The 18,178-nt window shown below is 68.4% G+C and carries 18 protein-coding genes; 14 read left to right on the top strand and 4 right to left on the bottom strand.

Translation table 11 applies throughout. The features are described 5' to 3' along the window. Positions 1-122: 122 nt before the first annotated feature. Complete coding sequence (locus tag AB0N06_RS01630) at positions 123-794, bottom strand: response regulator transcription factor (protein ID WP_366132769.1); 672 nt, start codon at positions 792-794, stop codon at positions 123-125. Between the two features lie 9 nt (positions 795-803). Continuing rightward, positions 804-1,649 (bottom strand): PD-(D/E)XK nuclease family protein, encoded by an 846-nt coding sequence (locus tag AB0N06_RS01625; RefSeq protein WP_366132910.1) that lies wholly within the window; start codon positions 1,647-1,649, stop codon positions 804-806. Between the two features lie 203 nt (positions 1,650-1,852). Between AB0N06_RS01625 and AB0N06_RS01620 the strand changes: the two genes are divergently transcribed. From AB0N06_RS01620 to AB0N06_RS01610, 3 genes are all read left to right on the top strand, one after another. Next, positions 1,853-3,100 (top strand): site-2 protease family protein, encoded by a 1,248-nt coding sequence (locus AB0N06_RS01620; RefSeq protein WP_366132909.1) that lies wholly within the window; start codon positions 1,853-1,855, stop codon positions 3,098-3,100. Positions 3,101-3,165: 65 nt separating this feature from the next. Further along, on the top strand, positions 3,166-4,074 hold the full coding sequence (locus AB0N06_RS01615) for a tRNA (adenine-N1)-methyltransferase (RefSeq protein ID WP_037700492.1): 909 nt from the start codon (positions 3,166-3,168) through the stop codon (positions 4,072-4,074). Positions 4,075-4,321: 247 nt separating this feature from the next. Then, positions 4,322-4,903: a hypothetical protein gene (locus AB0N06_RS01610; protein WP_366132768.1), complete on the top strand. Its 582-nt coding sequence runs from the start codon at positions 4,322-4,324 to the stop codon at positions 4,901-4,903. Positions 4,904-4,942: 39 nt separating this feature from the next. Here AB0N06_RS01610 and AB0N06_RS01605 read toward each other — a convergent pair whose 3' ends face one another. Continuing rightward, a complete protein-coding gene (locus AB0N06_RS01605) occupies positions 4,943-5,254 on the bottom strand; it encodes a ferredoxin (RefSeq protein ID WP_366132767.1) in 312 nt (103 codons plus the stop codon). Positions 5,255-5,495: 241 nt separating this feature from the next. On the opposite strand from AB0N06_RS01605, the gene arc reads away from it, so the two are divergent. The 6 genes from arc to prcA all read left to right on the top strand — a co-directional run bounded on the left by arc (position 5,496) and on the right by prcA (position 11,675). Beyond that, complete coding sequence (arc, locus tag AB0N06_RS01600; protein WP_366132766.1) at positions 5,496-7,262, top strand: proteasome ATPase; 1,767 nt, start codon at positions 5,496-5,498, stop codon at positions 7,260-7,262. Between the two features lie 235 nt (positions 7,263-7,497). Further along, on the top strand, positions 7,498-9,009 hold the full coding sequence (gene dop, locus AB0N06_RS01595; RefSeq protein WP_366132765.1) for a depupylase/deamidase Dop: 1,512 nt from the start codon (positions 7,498-7,500) through the stop codon (positions 9,007-9,009). A gap of 121 nt (positions 9,010-9,130) precedes the next feature. After that, positions 9,131-9,349 (top strand): ubiquitin-like protein Pup, encoded by a 219-nt coding sequence (locus AB0N06_RS01590; protein WP_366132764.1) that lies wholly within the window; start codon positions 9,131-9,133, stop codon positions 9,347-9,349. Between the two features lie 121 nt (positions 9,350-9,470). Beyond that, positions 9,471-9,983 (top strand): endonuclease VII domain-containing protein, encoded by a 513-nt coding sequence (locus tag AB0N06_RS01585; protein ID WP_366132763.1) that lies wholly within the window; start codon positions 9,471-9,473, stop codon positions 9,981-9,983. Then, entirely contained in the window at positions 9,935-10,780 is an 846-nt protein-coding gene (gene prcB, locus AB0N06_RS01580) for a proteasome subunit beta (RefSeq protein WP_366132762.1), read from the top strand. The genes AB0N06_RS01585 and prcB overlap by 49 nt, the downstream gene beginning before the upstream one ends. Positions 10,781-10,838: 58 nt before the next feature. Next, positions 10,839-11,675: a proteasome subunit alpha gene (prcA, locus tag AB0N06_RS01575; RefSeq protein ID WP_366132761.1), complete on the top strand. Its 837-nt coding sequence runs from the start codon at positions 10,839-10,841 to the stop codon at positions 11,673-11,675. A gap of 55 nt (positions 11,676-11,730) precedes the next feature. Here the strand turns inward: prcA and AB0N06_RS01570 are convergent, their stop codons facing one another. Next, positions 11,731-12,762: a LacI family DNA-binding transcriptional regulator gene (locus AB0N06_RS01570; protein ID WP_366132760.1), complete on the bottom strand. Its 1,032-nt coding sequence runs from the start codon at positions 12,760-12,762 to the stop codon at positions 11,731-11,733. 141 nt (positions 12,763-12,903) lie between these two features. Here AB0N06_RS01570 and AB0N06_RS01565 point away from each other — a divergent pair, with 141 nt between their 5' ends. The 5 genes from AB0N06_RS01565 to AB0N06_RS01545 all read left to right on the top strand — a co-directional run bounded on the left by AB0N06_RS01565 (position 12,904) and on the right by AB0N06_RS01545 (position 18,173). Then, the gene (locus AB0N06_RS01565) at positions 12,904-14,163 is read left to right on the top strand and encodes an MFS transporter (RefSeq protein ID WP_366132759.1); all 1,260 of its coding nucleotides are present in this window, start codon (positions 12,904-12,906) and stop codon (positions 14,161-14,163) included. A gap of 9 nt (positions 14,164-14,172) precedes the next feature. Next, entirely contained in the window at positions 14,173-15,534 is a 1,362-nt protein-coding gene (gene pafA / locus AB0N06_RS01560; RefSeq protein ID WP_366132758.1) for a Pup--protein ligase, read from the top strand. A gap of 126 nt (positions 15,535-15,660) precedes the next feature. After that, the gene (locus tag AB0N06_RS01555) at positions 15,661-16,608 is read left to right on the top strand and encodes an FKBP-type peptidyl-prolyl cis-trans isomerase (RefSeq protein ID WP_366132757.1); all 948 of its coding nucleotides are present in this window, start codon (positions 15,661-15,663) and stop codon (positions 16,606-16,608) included. 43 nt (positions 16,609-16,651) lie between these two features. Next, entirely contained in the window at positions 16,652-17,023 is a 372-nt protein-coding gene (locus AB0N06_RS01550) for an FKBP-type peptidyl-prolyl cis-trans isomerase (RefSeq protein ID WP_366132756.1), read from the top strand. A 196-nt stretch (positions 17,024-17,219) separates the two neighbouring features. Continuing rightward, positions 17,220-18,173, top strand: a complete 954-nt coding sequence (locus tag AB0N06_RS01545) for a WYL domain-containing protein (RefSeq protein ID WP_345513040.1) — start codon at positions 17,220-17,222, stop codon at positions 18,171-18,173. The last annotated feature ends 5 nt before the right edge of the window (positions 18,174-18,178 follow it).

Below are 18,178 nucleotides of genomic sequence, written 5' to 3'. Positions count from 1 at the left end.
AGGACGTTTCGGCGACGCCGCGAGCGTGCGTGCCAGGGCACGACCGCCCGATCAGAGGTAGCCCGACAGCCTCTGAACCACGGCGCCGCTCCGACGCCCGGTCCCGGCCGAACCGTGCCGGATCACTGGGCGCCGGGGCGCACCAGTCCGCTCTCGTACGCGTACACCGCGGCCTGCACCCGGTCGCGCAGCCCCAGCTTCGTCAGCACATGGCCCACATGCGTCTTGACCGTCGTCTCGCTGACGAACAGATCGGCGGCGATCTCCGCATTCGACAGACCGCGCGCCACCAGCTTCAGCACCTCCACCTCACGATCCGTCAGCGTGTGCAGGGTGTTCGGCACGGGATCCTCGCCCGACGGCAGATGATCCGCGTACTTGTCCAGCAGTCTGCGCGTGATGCTCGGGGCCAGCATCGCCTCGCCTGCCGCGACCACCCGGATCGCCTGCACCAGCTCATTGGCCGGAGCGTCCTTCAGCAGGAAGCCACTGGCACCGGCGCGCAATGCCTCCACCACGTACTCGTCGAGATCGAACGTGGTCAGCACCAGCACCTTCGCCGGGCCGTCCCGGCCCGGCCCGGTGATCTGACGCGTCGCCTCGACCCCGTCCATCCGCGGCATACGGATGTCCATCAGCACCACATCGGGCTGCAGTGCCCGCACCTGATCGAGAGCCTGGAGACCGTCACCGGCCTCGCCCACCACCGCCAGATCCCCCTCCGCCTCAAGAATCATCCGGAAGCCCGTGCGCAGCAGCGGCTGGTCGTCGACCAGTAGGACGCGGATTGCCACCAGATCTCCTCAAGCTCCTTCAACGGCCGCCGGCCGGGCGGCCTCGGCCTGGCCCGGGTCCATTCTGCCCTGCGCACCCTGGACCGGAACGGCCGGGCGGACCGGCAGCGGATAGACCGGGGGAGTCCCGCCGAATTCCGGACAGACCGCCTGGTGGTCGCACCAGCCGCACAGCTTCGTCGGCCGCGGCCGCCACTCGCCCGTCTCCGTGGCCAGCCGGATCGCGTCCCACAGCGCCAGCAGCTTCCGCTCCACCCGCTCCAGATCCGCCACGACCGGGTCGTACGTCATGACGTCGCCGCTGCCCAGATAGACCAGTTGCAGCCGGCGCGGCACCACACCCTTCAGCCGCCAGATCACCAGGGCGTAGAACTTCATCTGGAACAGCGCGCCCTCCGCATACTCCGGCCGCGGCGCCTTCCCCGTCTTGTAGTCGACGATCCGGACCTCACCCGTCGGTGCCACATCGATCCGGTCGATCACCCCGCGCAGCCGCAGCCCCGACTCCAGCTCCGTCTCGACGAACATCTCCCGCTCGGCCGGCTCCAGGCGCGTCGGATCCTCCAGCGAGAACCACCGCTCCACCAGGCTCTCCGCCTCCGACAGCCAGCGGGCCAGCCGCTCGCCCTCCGCATCCTCCGCGAACAGCTCCGACAACTCCGGCTTCGACTCCAGCAGCCGGTCCCACTGGCCAGGAACCATCGCCGTCGCCCGGCCGGCCGTACGCTCCGCCGCCGGTGCGTCGAAGAGCCGCTCCAGCACCGCGTGCACCAGCGTGCCCCGGGTAGCCGCCTCACTGGGCTTCTCCGGCAGCTTGTCGATCACCCGGAACCGGTACAGCAGCGGACACTGCATGAAATCGCTCGCCCGCGACGGCGACAGGGACGAAGGCGGCTGCGGCGGCCGGGGCACGGAAGTCATGACGAAGACCCTACGACCCGCCACTGACACTCGGGGCCTCCCCGCGATAGAGCGGGAGGCCATAGGCGGCATACCATCGACGCCAGACCCTCGCACACTGCATGATCGTGCCGAAAGGCACCGACCGAAGGGACCCCGTGGACGAGAGCGGCGACAGCGGGCAGCCGCAGCCCGGCGCCGGCGGAACGGACCCCGCCGCGCCCGAGAACGGCAAACCGCAGCGTCCCCGGGAGCCGGGCGGCGGGATCCTGATGGGTCGCCCCTTCGGCGTGCCGGTATACGTCGCGCCCAGCTGGTTCCTTGTCGCGGCGCTCATCACCTGGGTCTTCGGCGGCCAGCTCGAGCGCGTCCTGCCGGAGCTCGGCGCGGTCCGCTATCTGGTCTCCCTATTCTTCGCGATCGCCTTCTACGCCTCCGTGCTCGTCCACGAACTCGCGCACACGGTCGCCGCGCTCCGCTACAAGCTTCCCGTGCGCCGCATCCAGCTGCAGTTCTTCGGCGGCGTCTCCGAGATCGAGAAGGAGTCCGAGACTCCTGGCCGCGAATTCGTACTCGCCTTCGTCGGTCCCCTGCTCTCCCTGGTACTCGCCGGCGTCTTCTACGGCGCCATGAAGTTCGTCGAACCCGGCACCGTCCCCGGCGTCCTGCTCGCCGGACTGATGATCTCCAACCTCATCGTCGCCGCCTTCAACCTGCTGCCCGGCCTCCCGCTCGACGGTGGCCGCATGCTCCGTGCCGTCGTCTGGAAGATCACCGGCCGCGCCATGAGCGGCACCGTCGCCGCCGCCTGGGTCGGGCGCGCTCTCGCCGTCACCGTCCTCATCGGGCTCCCGCTCCTCACCCGCATCGGCGGGCTCGGGAACAACCCCGACGACGTCAGCGGCATGGACACCGTCACCAACGCCCTGCTCGCCGCGATCCTCGCCGCCATCATCTGGACCGGAGCGGGCAACAGCCTCCGCATGGCCCGCCTGCGCGAACACCTCCCCGACCTGCGCGCCCGCACCCTCACCCGCCGTGCCGTCCCCGTGGAAGCCGCCACCCCCCTCTCCGAAGCGCTCCGCCGCGCCAACGAGGCAGGTGCCCGCGCCCTCGTCGTCGTCGACGGACACGGCGACCCCAAGGCCGTCGTCCGCGAGGCCGCCATCGTCTCCATCCCCGAACACCGCCGTCCCTGGGTCGCCGTGAGTGCCCTCGCCCAGGATCTGACCGCCGGAATGATGATCTCCGCCGAACTCACCGGCGAAGAACTCCTCGACACCCTGAAGGCCAGCCCCGCCACCGAATACCTGGTCCTCGAAGAGACCGGCGAGATCTACGGAGTCCTCTCCACCGCCGACGTCGAACGCGCCTTCGTCGCCGCCATGGCCCGCCCCGCCGCCTGAGGGCTGTCCGGCCGGGCTCTCCGGCGCGCGGTCGGAGCCCCTGGAAACACCGGTACGCTGGTCACATGTCTGAACCGACCGGTGCCGCCCGCCGACGCGGGCCCTTCAAGGTCGGGGACCAGGTCCAGCTCACCGACCCCAAGGGACGCCACTACACCTTCACGCTCGAAGCCGGAAAGAACTTCCACACCCACAAGGGTTCTTTCCCGCACGACGAGCTGATCGGTGCCCCCGAGGGCAGTGTGGTCCGAACCACGGGAAACGTCGCCTACCTCGCGCTGCGCCCCCTGCTCCCCGACTACGTCCTGTCCATGCCCCGCGGCGCCGCCGTGGTCTACCCCAAGGACGCGGGGCAGATCCTGGCGTTCGCCGACATCTTCCCCGGCGCCCGCGTCGTGGAAGCCGGCGTCGGCTCCGGCTCGCTCTCCACCTTCCTGCTCCGCGCCATCGGCGACCAGGGCATGCTGCACTCGTACGAGCGCCGCGAGGACTTCGCGGAGATCGCCCAGCAGAACGTCGAGCGCTACTTCGGTGAGCCGCACCCCGCGTGGCAGCTCACCGTCGGCGACCTCCAGGACAACCTCTCCGACACCGATGTCGACCGGGTTATCCTCGACATGCTCGCCCCCTGGGAATGCCTGGAGGCCGTCTCCAAGGCGCTCGTCCCCGGCGGCATCCTCTGCGCCTACGTCGCGACCACCACCCAGCTCGCCCGGACCGTCGAGTCCATCCGCGAGATCGGCTGCTTCGCCGAACCGCAGCCCTGGGAATCGATGATCCGCAACTGGCACGTCGAGGGTCTCGCGGTCCGCCCGGACCACCGCATGATCGGCCACACCGGCTTCCTCGTCACCGCGCGCCGCCTGGCCGACGGTGTGGAGGCCCCGCTGCGCCGTCGCCGTCCGGCCAAGGGCGCTTACGGCGAGGACTACGACGGTCCCGGCAGTCAGAGCGGCTCCTCCTCCCGCGGCTGACCCCCCGCGCAACGCACCGGCGCCGCCGCGGAGTTCCCGGACCGACCCGGGAACTCCGCGGCGGCGCCCATTCGTTGCCCGTGCGGAGGCTGCTGGTGCGGGGCTGCGCACGGAATCCGAAACCGTGCCGACCCCACCGTTCCACGGCCCTGCGGGGTGTGGCACGATGCTGGCCACCCCCACCCCAGGGCTGACGCCCCGCCTTCCCGGCATCGCCGCACCACAGGAACCACAGGAGACATCCCGCGTGCAGACCTCCGAGCTCCCGGACCTCGCGCACACCGACACCGGGCCGATGCAGTGGCTCGTGACCGCGACCGCGATGGCCGCCGTCGTCGCGGCAGCGGGCATGTTCCAGCCTGATGCCACCACCGCCTCGGCCTCGCCCCCGCACCGCACCGCCACGCAGCACGGCACCGCGCCCGTGGCCGCCCCCGATCCGGCCCGGGCGACCTTCCCGCTGGACTGCGGGACGGTGGGGAACACCGTCGCCAAGCAGGTCCCCGGTGACCTCGACGGCGACGACCGGCCGGAAACCGTCGCCGTGGTCCACTGTGCGGCCGGATCCGGCACCCCGCCGAGCGGCGTCTACGTCCTCACACAGGGAAGCGGGGCCGCACCCCGGGTCGTTGCGACCCTGGTGGACCCCGCCCAGAAGATGAGCATCGGTGACTTCACCGTGCGTGACGGAATCATCTCCGCCACGCTCCTCGGCTACTCCTCGCCCGAGATCCCGCGCTGCTGTCCCGATCAGCAGGAAAAGGTGACCTGGCAGTGGCGGAACGGCGCCTTCGTCCGCGCCGTGGAGAGCGAAGCGAACAGCGCCTGACCGGTCACTTCCCGTACCCGGAAGGCCGGAGCCGGCGGATCAGGCTGCGTCGGGGCCGTAGACCTCGACCCTGTCCGAAACGCGACGTACATGAATGCAGTCGCCCGGGCACTCCTTGGCCGAATCGACCACGTCCTGAAGCAGCTGAAGCGGAACGGGTGTCGTCGCCCCCTTGTCCTGCAGCAGCTCGTCGTCGTCGCTCTTCACGTACGCCAGACCGTCGATGTCCAGCTCGAAGACCTCGGGTGCGTACTGGACGCAGATCCCGTCTCCCGTGCAGAGGTCCTGGTCGATCCAGACCTCCAGGTCCTGCGTGTCGCTTCCGGTGGGAGCGTCCTGCTGCACGGTCATTTTTCCTGCCGTTCCCTGCGTATCCGAACCAAAAGTAGCCAGCCCTGACGGGTGTTGACCGGTTCGACGATACAACCGGCCGCTTTCCGATGTTGAACGGTGGGTATTCCCCTGGCGTGAGGGAGAGCGCAAGGGTGAACATCGGACACACCCCGCAGTCTTTGTGATCTAGGGGTTTCAATCATCACCCACCCAGGTAGGGTCAGGAAGCGTCCAGCTCCCCTTGGAGGAGGTGAGGACCGTGGCAGCCCACGACGACGACATCAACCGCGGCATCCGGCCCGGGCGGGGGTCCGAAGACCCAGCCGGCCAGGTCGCCTATCTTGAGCAGGAAATCGCCGTCCTGCGACGTAAGCTCGCCGACTCTCCGCGCCATACGAGGATTCTCGAAGAGCGGATCGTCGAGTTGCAGACGAACCTCGCAGGCGTGTCCGCACAGAACGAACGGCTTGCCAACACCCTGCGCGAGGCCCGCGACCAGATCGTGGCCCTCAAGGAGGAAGTCGACCGGCTCGCACAGCCGCCGGCCGGCTTCGGAGTCTTCCTGCAGGGCAATGAGGACGGCACCTGCGACATCTTCACCGGGGGCCGCAAGCTCCGGGTGAACGTCAGTCCCAGTGTCGAGATCGACGACCTCCGGCGCGGCCAGGAAGTCATGCTCAACGAAGCGCTCAACGTGGTCGAGGCCATGGAATTCGAGCGGGCCGGGGACATCGTCACCCTCAAGGAGATCCTCGAGGACGGCGAGCGCGCCCTGGTCATTGGGCACACCGACGAGGAACGAGTGGTACGGCTCGCCGAGCCGCTCCTCGACATCAATATCCGGCCCGGCGATGCGCTCCTGCTCGAACCCAGGTCCGGTTACGTCTACGAGGTGGTCCCGAAGAGCGAGGTCGAGGAGCTCGTCCTCGAAGAGGTTCCGGACATCGACTACACCAAGATCGGCGGCCTGGGCGAGCAGATCGAGCTGATCCGGGACGCGGTCGAGCTGCCCTACCTCCACCCCGACCTCTTCAAGGAGCACGAACTGCGGCCGCCGAAGGGCATCCTGCTCTACGGTCCGCCCGGCTGCGGCAAGACACTCATCGCCAAGGCCGTCGCCAACTCCCTGGCCAAGAAGGTCGCGGAAGTCACCGGCCAGCCCGCCGGAAAGAGCTACTTCCTCAACATCAAGGGTCCGGAGCTCCTCAACAAATATGTCGGTGAGACCGAGCGGCACATCCGTCTCGTCTTCCAGCGGGCCCGCGAAAAGGCCGGCGAGGGTACCCCCGTCATCGTCTTCTTCGACGAGATGGAATCCCTCTTCCGCACCCGCGGATCCGGTGTCAGCTCGGACGTGGAGAACACCATCGTCCCCCAGCTGCTCGCCGAGATCGACGGCGTGGAGGGCCTGGAGAACGTCATCGTGATCGGCGCCTCCAACCGCGAGGACATGATCGACCCCGCCATCCTGCGGCCCGGCCGTCTCGATGTGAAGATCAAGATCGAGCGTCCGGACGCGGAGGCGGCGAAGGACATCTTCGCGAAGTACCTCACGCCCTCTCTGCCGCTGCACGCCGACGATCTTGCCGAGCACGCCGGTTCCAAGGAAGTCGCAGCTCACGCCATGATCCAGTCCGTTGTCGAGCGGATGTACACCGAGTCCGAGGAGAACCGCTTCCTCGAAGTCACGTACGCCAACGGCGACAAGGAAGTCCTGTACTTCAAGGACTTCAACTCCGGCGCGATGATCCAGAACATCGTCGACCGGGCCAAGAAGATGGCCATCAAGGCCTTCCTCGACCAGGGCCAGAAGGGCCTTCGCGTCTCCCATCTCCTCCAGGCGTGTGTGGATGAGTTCAAGGAGAACGAGGACCTTCCCAACACCACCAACCCCGACGACTGGGCCAGGATCTCCGGCAAGAAGGGCGAGCGGATCGTCTTCATCCGCACCCTTGTCACCGGAAAGCAGGGCGCAGACACCGGTCGCTCCATCGACACGGTGGCAAACACCGGGCAGTACCTGTAGAACGCAGACCCGCTGCGGATGCCCGGCCGGGCATCCGCAGCCGGTTGCTTTCCGGACAGCTCCCACGACACTGGAGCAATGACGTAATTGATCTCCCCACCAGCGCAGAGGCGCTCTAGGCTCTTCCGTACCGCCAGGCGCGCAGTGCGGGGACGGGCACCGCACACGCACCGGACAAGCAGCGGTACTTGAGCGCCGATCCCGGAAGGGAACGCCGCCGGGCAAGGAGGGCCGCATGACCGTACGGCGAGTAATGGGCATCGAGACGGAGTACGGCATCTCCGTGCCCGGACACCCCAACGCCAATGCCATGCTCACCTCGTCCCAGATCGTCAACGCCTACGCGGCGGCGATGCACCGGGCGCGACGCGCCCGCTGGGACTTCGAGGAGGAGAATCCGCTGCGTGACGCGCGAGGCTTCGACCTCGCCCGCGAAACCGCCGACTCCAGCCAGCTCACCGACGAGGACATCGGCCTCGCCAATGTCATCCTCACCAACGGTGCCCGGCTCTACGTCGACCACGCACACCCCGAGTACAGCTCGCCGGAGGTCACCAACCCGCGGGACGCCGTCCTCTGGGACAAGGCCGGCGAACGCGTCATGGCCGAGGCCGCCGAGCGCGCGGCCCAGCTCCCCGGCGCCCAGCCCATCCACCTCTACAAGAACAACACCGACAACAAGGGCGCCTCGTACGGCACGCACGAGAACTACCTGATGAAGCGGGAGACCCCGTTCTCCGACATCGTGCGCCACCTGACCCCGTTCTTCGTCTCGCGCCAGGTCGTCACCGGCGCGGGCCGCGTGGGAATCGGCCAGGACGGCCACGAGCACGGCTTCCAGATCAGCCAGCGGGCGGACTACTTCGAGGTCGAGGTCGGCCTCGAAACGACCCTCAAGCGCCCCATTATCAACACCCGCGACGAACCCCACTCCGATGCCGAGAAGTACCGCCGTCTCCATGTGATCATCGGCGACGCGAATCTGTCGGAGATCTCCACCTATCTCAAGCTCGGCACCACGGCGCTCGTCCTGTCCATGATCGAGGACGGCTTCATCAACGTCGATCTGGCCGTCGACCAGCCGGTGCGCACCCTGCACCAGGTCTCCCACGACCCGACCCTGGAGCATCTGATCACGCTCCGCAGCGGCCGGACACTCACCGCGGTGCAGCTCCAGATGGAGTACTTCGAGCTGGGCCGCAAATACGTCGAGGAGCGGTACGGGGCGGACGCCGACGAGCAGACCAAGGACATCCTGATCCGCTGGGAGGACACCCTCAACCGGCTGGAGAACGATCCTATGAGCCTGTCGGGCGAGCTCGACTGGATCGCCAAGCGGGAACTCATGGAGGGCTACCGCCGCCGCGACGGCCTGGACTGGGACGCGGCCCGGCTGCACCTGGTGGACCTCCAGTACGCCGATGTGAGGCCCGAGAAGGGTCTCTACAACCGTCTCGCGGCCCGCGGGAAGATGAAACGCCTGCTGGACGAGCGCGAGGTCGAGGAGGCCCGTACGAAGCCCCCTGAGGACACCAGGGCGTACTTCCGCGGTCGCTGCCTGGAGCAGTACGCGGACGACGTCGCCGCGGCCTCCTGGGACTCGGTCATCTTCGACCTGCCGGGCCATGACTCGCTGCAGCGGGTCCCCACCCTGGAACCGCTCCGGGGGACCCGTAACCACGTCAAGGAGCTCCTGGACCGCTGTCGCACGGCGGAAGAGCTGGTCCGGGTGCTGTCCGGCGGCTGAAACAGCCGCCGACTGGGAATCATCGAGATGGTCCCCGGGCGTTGTAGAGAACTACCGGGCCAATGTCGGACCCCGTAGGTAGGGTCTGATCAAGTGCTTCGAACCGAGCGGGGTGAGCTACATGGCGACCAAGGACACCGGCGGCGGACAGCAGAAGGCGACACGCTCCACCGAGGAGGTCGAGGAACAGACGCAGGACGCGCAGGCTGCCGACGACCTCAAGGAGCGGCAGGAGAAGCTGAGCGACGATGTCGACTCGGTTCTGGACGAAATCGACGATGTACTCGAGGAGAACGCAGAGGACTTCGTTCGATCCTTCGTTCAGAAGGGTGGAGAGTGAATTTGCCTTCGATTCAAAGGTCGAGGGTGAGGGTGCTGGAGTGCTCAAGTTGAGTGAGTCGAAGCGATGCGCGCGGTGCCAGGAGCCAAAGCCGCGGGCGGAGTTCGCCAGCAATAGGTCTATGCGGGATGGCCTCCAGGCGTATTGCCGTAAGTGTGCAGCTGTGTACCACCAGTCACGGCAGCTGGCTCGCGGCAAGAACGTCAGGCCCAGGGTCGAGACGCCCGGAGGGCACAAGTTCTGCCGCACTTGCGGGGAGATCAAGCCGCACAGTGAGTGGGACCGGAACCGTCGGGCTTCGGATGGCTTCGCCACGCTCTGCAAGCCCTGCAAAGCGGTGAAGGGGCGTGCGGGCCACCTGAAGCGTCAGTACGGCATGACCGAAGCCGAGCGCGACGAGATGATCTCGTCGCAGATGGGTATCTGCACGATCTGCCTGGCCGCCCCCGCCGTGCATGTTGATCACTGTCACGAGACGGGTAGGGTCCGGGGCGTACTGTGCTTCAACTGCAATTCGGCCATCGGCAAGCTGGGAGATGATCCTGACACCTTGCGCAGGGCCATCGCATACCTGGAGGGAAACGCGTGGAAGCCAACACTCGTAGCACCGGGCGTCTACCAGCTGCCTTCCTGACGCCGGGATCCTCTTCGTTCATGGACTTCCTGTCCGACCATTCTCCCGAGATGCTCCCGGGCAACCGGAAGCTGCCGCCCCTGCAGGGGGCGATCGAGGCGCCGCACGGGACGACCATCGTCGCCGCGACGTTCGCCGGTGGTGTGGTTCTCGCCGGCGACCGGCGGGCGACCATGGGCAACATGATCGCGCAGCGCGACATCGAGAAGGTCTTCCCGGCCGACGAGTACTCGGCGGTGGGGATCGCCGGTACGGCCGGGCTCGCCGTGGAGATGGTCAAGCTCTTCCAGCTGGAACTGGAGCACTTCGAGAAGGTCGAGGGGGCGCAGCTCTCCCTGGAGGGCAAGGCGAACCGGCTCTCCACGATGATCCGCAGCAATCTGGCCATGGCCATGCAGGGCCTCGCCGTGGTTCCGCTCTTCGCCGGCTTCGACGTCGACCGCGAGAAGGGCCGGATCTTCTCGTACGACGTCACCGGTGGCCGCTCCGAGGAGCAGGGCTACGCGTCCACCGGCTCCGGGTCGATCTTTGCCCGCGGGGCGATGAAGAAGCTCTACCGCGAGGGCCTGACGGAGCAGGAGGCGCTCACCCTGGTCGTGCAGGCTCTGTACGACGCCGCGGACGACGACTCGGCGACCGGCGGCCCCGATGTGGCCCGGCGGATCTATCCGATCGTCACCGTCATCACCGACGAGGGCTTCCGGAGGCTCACCGACGCGGATTCCTCCGACATCGCGCGGTCGGTCCTGGAGCGTCGGATGGAACAGCCCGACGGCCCGCGCGCCGCGCTGCTCTGATCCGGATCCCGGGGCTTCTTCGATGCACTCGTCACTGACAGAAAGGGACGGATAGCCGGTGTCGACGCCGTTCTATGTCTCACCTCAGCAGGCCATGGCCGACCGGGCGGAATACGCCCGGAAGGGCATTGCCCGTGGTCGCAGCCTGGTTGTGCTGCAGTACGCCGACGGCATTGTGTTCGTCGGCGAGAACCCGTCCCGTGCGCTGCACAAGTTCAGCGAGATCTATGACCGGATCGGTTTCGCCGCCGCCGGTAAGTACAACGAGTACGAGAATCTGCGTATCGGCGGCGTCCGTTATGCCGATCTCCGCGGATATACCTACGACCGCGATGACGTGACGGCCCGTGGGCTGGCCAATGTCTATGCGCAGACCCTGGGCACCATTTTCTCCAGTGCGGCGGAGAAGCCGTACGAGGTGGAGCTGGTGGTCGCCGAGGTGGGCGTCGAGCCCGAGGGCGATCAGATCTACCGGCTGCCGCACGACGGCTCGATCGTGGACGAGCACGGTTCGGTCGCGGTGGGCGGCAATGCGGAACAGATCAGCACGTTCCTGGACCAGCGCCACCGTGACGGAATGACGCTGGCGGAGGCGCTCAAGCTGGCTGTGCAGGCACTGTCCCGTGATCCCAACGGGAGCGAGCGGGAGATTCCCGCGGAGCGGCTCGAGGTGGCGGTCCTGGACCGCACGCGGCCTCAGCAGCGGAAGTTCAAGCGGATTGTCGGGCGGCAGCTGGCGCGGCTGCTGGAGGCCGACGGCGGGGCCACGCCGACGGATGCCCCGTCGGATCTGGAGGACGGCGAGGGGGGCGAGGCTCCCACCGATGTCACGAAGTCGTCGGGGGCCGCCGAGTCCGCGGAGCCGCCGGCGTCCCCGGAGTCGTCCCAGGAGTAGCCCTGCCGGATGTTCCCGTGCCCCGGTCCACCGTTCGCGGTGGGCCGGGGCATCGTCATGAACGGGGCGGCGGGGGCCCGGAGGAGCCGCGGACGACCAGCTGCACCGGCAGGCCGCCTGATTCGGCCGGGCAGCCGTCGAGCACGGACAGGAGGGCGGTCATGCCGCGCTCGCCGACCTGCTCGGCGGGGAGCTGAACGGTGGTGAGTTCGGGTTCGACGGCGGTCGCCAGAGCAAGGTCGTCGAAGCCGGTGACGGAGAGGTCGTCGGGAACCCGCAGGCCGAGCCGGCGGGCGGCCTTGCAGGCGCCCGCGGCGAGGATGTCGTCGTCGCAGATGATCGCGGTCGGCCGGGGGCCGGGGGCGGCCAGAGCGTGTTCCGTGGCTTCCCGGCCGGCCCGTACGTCGAGCGCTGCCGGGACGGTTCGTACGGAGGAGCCGGGCACGCCCCGCAGGGTGTCGCGGACGGCCCCGGCGCGAACGGCGAAGGTCCAGGAGTCGATGGCCGACGCCAGGTGCAGGAAGCGGCGGTGGCCGAGGGTGAGGAGATGGTCCGTCACCTGCCGCATGCCGTCGGCGATGTCGAGGTTGACCCGGGCCGCGACGCCGGTGTCCGCGGGGTCGCTGTCCAGCATGACCAGAGGCAGGTCGGCGCCGCGCAGGGCGTCGAGGGCGTCGGCGGCCATGGACGAGGCGATGACCCCGTCGAGGGCGGCGCGGGCGGAGGCGAAGGGGTCCCTGGCCGGACCCGTGCCGTCGGGGGAGGGGTAGAGGACGACCCCGAAGTCGTGTTCGGCGGCGACGGCGGCGGCGCCGGTGTAGACACGCGCGAAGAATTCGTTGGTGAGCGCCGGCACGACCAGCAGCGCGGTCCTGGTGCGGCCGAGGCGGAGGCTGCGGGCGGCGAGATTGGGCCGGTAGCCGAGGTCCTGGGTGGCGGCGCGGACCCGCGCGGCGGTCGCCTCGGAGACCCTGCCGCGCCATTTGCCGCCGAGGACGAGCGAGACGGTGGCCTGGGAGACGCCTGCGGCCCGCGCGACGTCGCGGCTGGTGGGCCGGGCCGGGGCGGGCTGGGATGCGCTGGTCACGGGGGCCTCCGGACTGGGCGGGTGCGGTGCTGGTGCGGGCGGTGAGGTGGACCTGGGGACAGGGCACATGGTACGTATGAGGCTCGACGTTATACGTAAAACCTCAGGTGTCCGGAAGGCGCCCGGCGGAGAGGGGCGGACATGGCCGCGGGATATCTGGACATCCTCCGGGCGCGGCATGCCGCGCGGCTGCTGATCGGCACGCTGGTGGGACGCCTGCCGAGCGGCACCGCCCACATCGCGATCGTCCTGTTCACCCGGGCCGAGGGCGGCAGCTACACCCTCGCGGGGGCGCTCGCGGCGGTGTACGGCCTCGCCACGGCGGTCGGGCAGCCCCTGCTGGGCCGGGCGGTGGACCTGTACGGCCAGCCGCGCGTCCAGCTCCCCGCGTCCGTCGTCTCCGCGCTGGGCATGTCCCTGCTGGCTCTGGTGGGCCTCGAATCGCTTCCGCTGGCGTACGGGGCCGTGATCGTGGCAGGCGTGTTCACGCCGCCGCTGGAGGGGGGACTGCGGGCGCTGTGGCCGACGGTCCTGGGGAGGGAGGACCGGGTGCACCGGGCGTACGCCATGGACGCCGTGGCCCAGGAGGTCATGTTCACCGTGGGCCCGCTGCTGGTGACGGTGCTGGTCTCGCTCTGGTCGCCCGCCGCCGCGCTGCTCGTCATCAACACGATAGGAGTGCTGGGCGCGCTCTCCGTGGTGATGTCGGAGCCCTCCCGTACCTGGCGCTCGGCGCCCCGCGAGGCGCACTGGCTGGGTGCGCTGCGCTCGCCGGGACTGCTGGCGCTTCTCGGTTCCTTCTTCTTCGTCGGGCTCGCGCTGGGCTCGATCACGGTGGCGGGCGTCGCGTACGCCGACGACCACGGCCGGGAGGCGGTCTACGGCTGGCTGATGGCCGCGCTCGGTCTCGGCGCACTGATCGGCGGGGCGGTGTACGGGGCGCGTCAGTGGGCCGGAGCGCCGGAGCGCCGGCTGCGGGTCATCGTCGCGCTGCTGGCCCTCGGCTATCTGCCACTGATGCTGACACCGGATGTGGTGGCGATGACCGCCCTGGCCGCGCTCGCCGGGGTGTTCCTGGCGCCGGCGATCGCGTGTTCGTTCATCGTGGTGGACCGGCATGCTCCGCGAGGCACGGTGACGGAGGCGTTCTCCTGGCTCGTGACGACGTTCGGGGTGGGCGCGGCGGCGGGAACGGCCCTGGCGGGCCCGGCCGTCGAGCTGGGCGGTACGGCGTGGAGCTTCGGCGTCGCGGGGGCCGGTGGAGTGGCCGCACTGATGGTGCTGCTGGCGACGGGAAGGGTCCTCGCAGTTCCCGGGCGTACGGATGTTTCCGTGCAGGGATCGGGAAACGATCGAAACGGTGCTGTCCAACCCGGTTTCAGCTCGGGCCATCAGGCGTAATGTTCAGTCATGGACCGCCGCATTTTCGGGCTGGAGAACGAGTACGGCGTCACGTGCACGTTCAGGGGACAGCGCCGACTGTCTCCTGACGAAGTGGCGCGCTACCTCTTCCGCCGTGTCGTGTCATGGGGCCGCAGCAGCAATGTCTTTCTGCGGAACGGCGCCCGCCTCTACCTCGACGTGGGATCGCATCCGGAATATGCAACCCCCGAATGCGACAATCTGACCGAGTTGGTCACCCACGACAAGGCCGGCGAGCGCATTCTCGAAGGCCTGCTTGTCGACGCCGAACGCCGCCTGCACGAGGAGGGAATCGCGGGCGACGTCTATCTCTTCAAGAACAACACCGATTCGGCGGGAAACTCCTACGGGTGTCACGAGAACTACCTCGTGGCGCGGCACGGAGAATTCTCCCGGCTCGCGGACATCCTCATTCCCTTTCTCGTCACGAGGCAGCTGATCTGTGGTGCGGGCAAGGTGCTGCAGACCCCGCGCGGCGCGGTCTACTGCGTCAGCCAGCGTGCCGAGCACATCTGGGAGGGCGTCAGTTCCGCGACGACGCGCTCCCGTCCGATCATCAACACCCGTGACGAACCGCACGCGGACGCGGAGCGGTACCGCCGCCTCCATGTCATCGTCGGTGACTCCAACATGTCCGAGACGACGATGCTGCTCAAGGTCGGCGCGACGGACCTGGTGCTCCGCATGATCGAAGCGGGCACCGTGATGCGTGATCTGACGCTGGAGAACCCGATCCGGGCGATCCGTGAGGTCAGCCATGACATCACCGGGCAGCGCAAGGTGCGCCTCGCCAGCGGCCGCGAGGCGTCCGCCATCGAGGTACAGCGGGAGTACTACGAGAAGGCCGTGGACTTCGTCGACCGCCGCGGCATCCGCACCGGCACCGTCGAACAGGTCCTGGAGCTGTGGGGCCGTACGCTCGACGCGGTCGAGGCCGAGGATCTCGACCGGGTCGGGACCGAGATCGACTGGGTGATGAAGTACAAGCTCATCGAGCGGTACCGGGCCAAGCACAACATGACGATGTCGCATCCGCGGGTCGCCCAGATAGACCTCGCCTACCACGACATCCACCGGCGCCGCGGGCTGTACTACCTCCTGGAGCGGAAGGGGCAGGCCGCCCGCATCTGCAACGACCTGAAGATCTTCGAGGGCAAGTCCGTGCCCCCGCAGACCACCCGGGCGCGGCTGCGCGGTGACTTCATCCGAAGGGCCCAGGAGCAGCGGCGGGACTTCACCGTCGACTGGGTCCACCTCAAGCTCAACGACCAAGCGCAGCGCACGGTGTTGTGCAAGGACCCGTTCCGTTCCGTGGACGATCGAGTGGAGAAGCTGATCGCGGGTATGTGACCGGGCGCAGGACGCGCCTCGGCTCCTGTGCGACTCGGGCCCCGTACGTTCCTCGTGCGGGGCCCTGTGCACGCCCTAGAGTGTCGGGGACCCAGTCAACTGTGCCGTCTGAGATCTGAGGAACCAGTGCGCCGACTTGCCGGCCTTCTCGTTGTCCCCCTGCTGCTGTTGACAGCGGCGTGCGGCGGCAGCGGCAAGGGATCCGCCTCCGCTTCAGCTTCCGCCTCGAAAAACGCATTTCCCGCGATCACCGCGGGTGCGAAGTTCGGTGAGAAGCCCACTCTGTCCAAGGGAGAAGGCGATCCTCCCAAGGATCTGAAGACACGTGTCGTCAGTGAGGGAAAGGGCGCGGCGCTGAAGAACGGCGACGCGATCCAGGTCAACTACCTGGGGCAGGCGTGGGACTCCACGAAGCCGTTCGACAACAGCTTCGACCGTAAGCAGCCGTTCGACCTGACCCTCGGTGCCGGCATGGTCATCAAGGGCTGGGACCAGGGGCTCCTCGGGAAGAAGGTCGGCAGCCGCGTCCAGCTCGTCATCCCGCCGGACCTCGGTTACGGCGCGCAGGGCCAGGGCGGCATCAAGCCGAACGCCACCCTGGTCTTCGTCGTGGACATCCTGAAGGCGACGCACATCCCGGCGTCGGCCCAGGGCACCGCGGTCGCCCAGGACAACGCCGACCTGCCGAAGGTGGGCACCAACACCGACGGCAAGGCTCCGACGGTCAAGATCCCGGAGAAGACCGACCCGCCGACGAAGCTGGTCTCCAACTACATCCTGGAGTCCAAGGGTGAGGTCATCAAGGAGACCGACAGCGTCGTCGTGAATTATGTGGGCCTGCTGTGGAAGGACGGTAAGACGTTCGACAGCACGTACGCCGCGGGCAAGACCCAGACCTTCCCGCTGGCCCAGGTGACCCTCAAGGGTCTGAAGAACGGGCTGATCGGTAAGAAGATCGGTAGCCGTGTCCTGCTGGTCATCCCGCCGGACCAGGCATTCGGCGACAAGGCTCAGCAGTCCATCCCCGCCAAGTCCACGCTGGTCTTCGCCGTGGACCTGCTGGCAAAGATGTAAGACTGTCCCGGTTGCCCAGTTATTCATGTGGAGGAGCAGTTCAGTGAGCATCGAGAAGCCCGAGATCGACTTCCCGGGCGGCGAGCCGCCGGCCGACCTGGAGATCAAGGACATCTGGGAGGGCGACGGTGCGGTCGCCAAGGCCGGCGACATGGTCAAGGTCCACTACGTGGGCGTGGCCTTCTCCACCGGCGAGGAGTTCGACGCCTCGTGGAACCGCGGCACCCCACTGCAGTTCCAGCTCGGCGTCGGTCAGGTCATCCCCGGCTGGGACCAGGGCGTGCAGGGCATGAAGGTCGGCGGCCGTCGCCAGCTGACCATCCCCGCGCACCTCGCGTACGGTGACCGTGGCGCCGGCGGCCGTATCGCCCCCGGCGAGACGCTGATCTTCGTCTGCGACCTGATCGCCGTCTGATCCGTCCCGCGGACACATCACGAGGGCCCGTGCGGGACCGTACGGGCCCTCGTTCCGTGGAGCGTGGACTCCAGGAGGGTGCTGAAGATCTCGGCCGCTTCGCGGCGCGGAGATCTCCGGCACCCTCCTCGCTTTTGTCCGGACACTCCGGAGCGGTACGGTCGAGGGTCGTAGAGCACGTAGAGAAAGGGCGCCGATGGCGATTGCCAAGGCCGAGCGGCTGATGAACCTGGCGCTGTGCCTGCTGGGGACCCGGCGCCCGCTCAGCAAGCGCGAACTGCGCGGGTCCATCGAGGCCTATCTGGAAGCGGGCTCCGACGAAGCCTTCAACCGGATGTTCGAGCGGGACAAGGACGATCTGCGCGAGCTCGGTCTGGTCATCGAGACCGTGGAGAACCTGGACGGCGACATCGGCTATCTGGCCCGCCGGGACAGCAACCGGCTGCCGCCGATCACGCTGGACGCCGAGGAGGCCGCGGCGCTCGGCCTGGCGGCAAAGGTGTGGCAGCAGGCCCGGCTCGCGGGCGCGGCCAGTGGCGCGCTGCAGAAGCTTCGGGCCGCCGGGATGCCGGAGGCCGAGGACGCGTACGAGGTGCACAGCGCCCTCGAACCGCGTATCCCGGTCCATGAGGCAGCGTTCGAGCCGTTGATGCTGGCATGCCGGGACCGCCGTCCGGTCACTTTCGACTACCGCAAGGCCAACGCCGCCCGCCCGGAGCAGCGCCAGGTCGAGCCCTGGACGCTCGAGTGCTGGCGCGGTCACTGGTATCTGGCCGGCTGGGACCGGGACCGTCGTGCCGAGCGGGTGTTCCGCCTCTCCCGGATCACCGGCCGGGTCCGTTCGAGGGCCGGGGTCTTCACCGCCGAGGTGCCCGACGTGGTGACCGTCCGGGAGACCGTCGAGAGCTGGGCGGGGGAGACGGCGACCCGGACCGCGCTGATCCGGTTGCGGTCCGGCTCCGGATACCCGCTGCGCTCGCGGGCGATATCGGTGCGGGAACTCGGCGATGGCTGGGACGAGTTGGAGATTCCGTACGGACACGGTCTCGACGCCTGGCTCGTCGAGTTCGGCCCGGACGTCGTCGTGCAGGAACCCGCGGATCTGCGGGCCGATGTGGTGGACCGGCTGCGCGCCGTGGCCAAGGACTGAGGAGG

This window comes from Streptomyces sp. NPDC051020 (genome assembly GCF_040683105.1).
Classification (GTDB): domain Bacteria; phylum Actinomycetota; class Actinomycetes; order Streptomycetales; family Streptomycetaceae; genus Streptomyces.
This window is presented reverse-complemented; position numbering and strand designations above follow the sequence as displayed.

Bases quoted from the DNA above. Each gene is read 5' to 3' on its own strand.
- AB0N06_RS01615 (WP_037700492.1), top strand. From the start codon at position 3,166: ATGTCTGAACCGACCGGTGCCGCCCGCCGACGCGGGCCCTTCAAGGTC.
- pafA (WP_366132758.1), top strand. From the start codon at position 14,173: ATGGACCGCCGCATTTTCGGGCTGGAGAACGAGTACGGCGTCACGTGC.
- AB0N06_RS01625 (WP_366132910.1), bottom strand. From the start codon at position 1,649: ATGCAGTGTCCGCTGCTGTACCGGTTCCGGGTGATCGACAAGCTGCCG.
- AB0N06_RS01545 (WP_345513040.1), top strand. From the start codon at position 17,220: ATGGCGATTGCCAAGGCCGAGCGGCTGATGAACCTGGCGCTGTGCCTG.
- AB0N06_RS01565 (WP_366132759.1), top strand. From the start codon at position 12,904: ATGGCCGCGGGATATCTGGACATCCTCCGGGCGCGGCATGCCGCGCGG.
- AB0N06_RS01585 (WP_366132763.1), top strand. From the start codon at position 9,471: ATGCGGGATGGCCTCCAGGCGTATTGCCGTAAGTGTGCAGCTGTGTAC.
- AB0N06_RS01605 (WP_366132767.1), bottom strand. From the start codon at position 5,254: ATGACCGTGCAGCAGGACGCTCCCACCGGAAGCGACACGCAGGACCTG.
- AB0N06_RS01590 (WP_366132764.1), top strand. From the start codon at position 9,131: ATGGCGACCAAGGACACCGGCGGCGGACAGCAGAAGGCGACACGCTCC.
- dop (WP_366132765.1), top strand. From the start codon at position 7,498: ATGACCGTACGGCGAGTAATGGGCATCGAGACGGAGTACGGCATCTCC.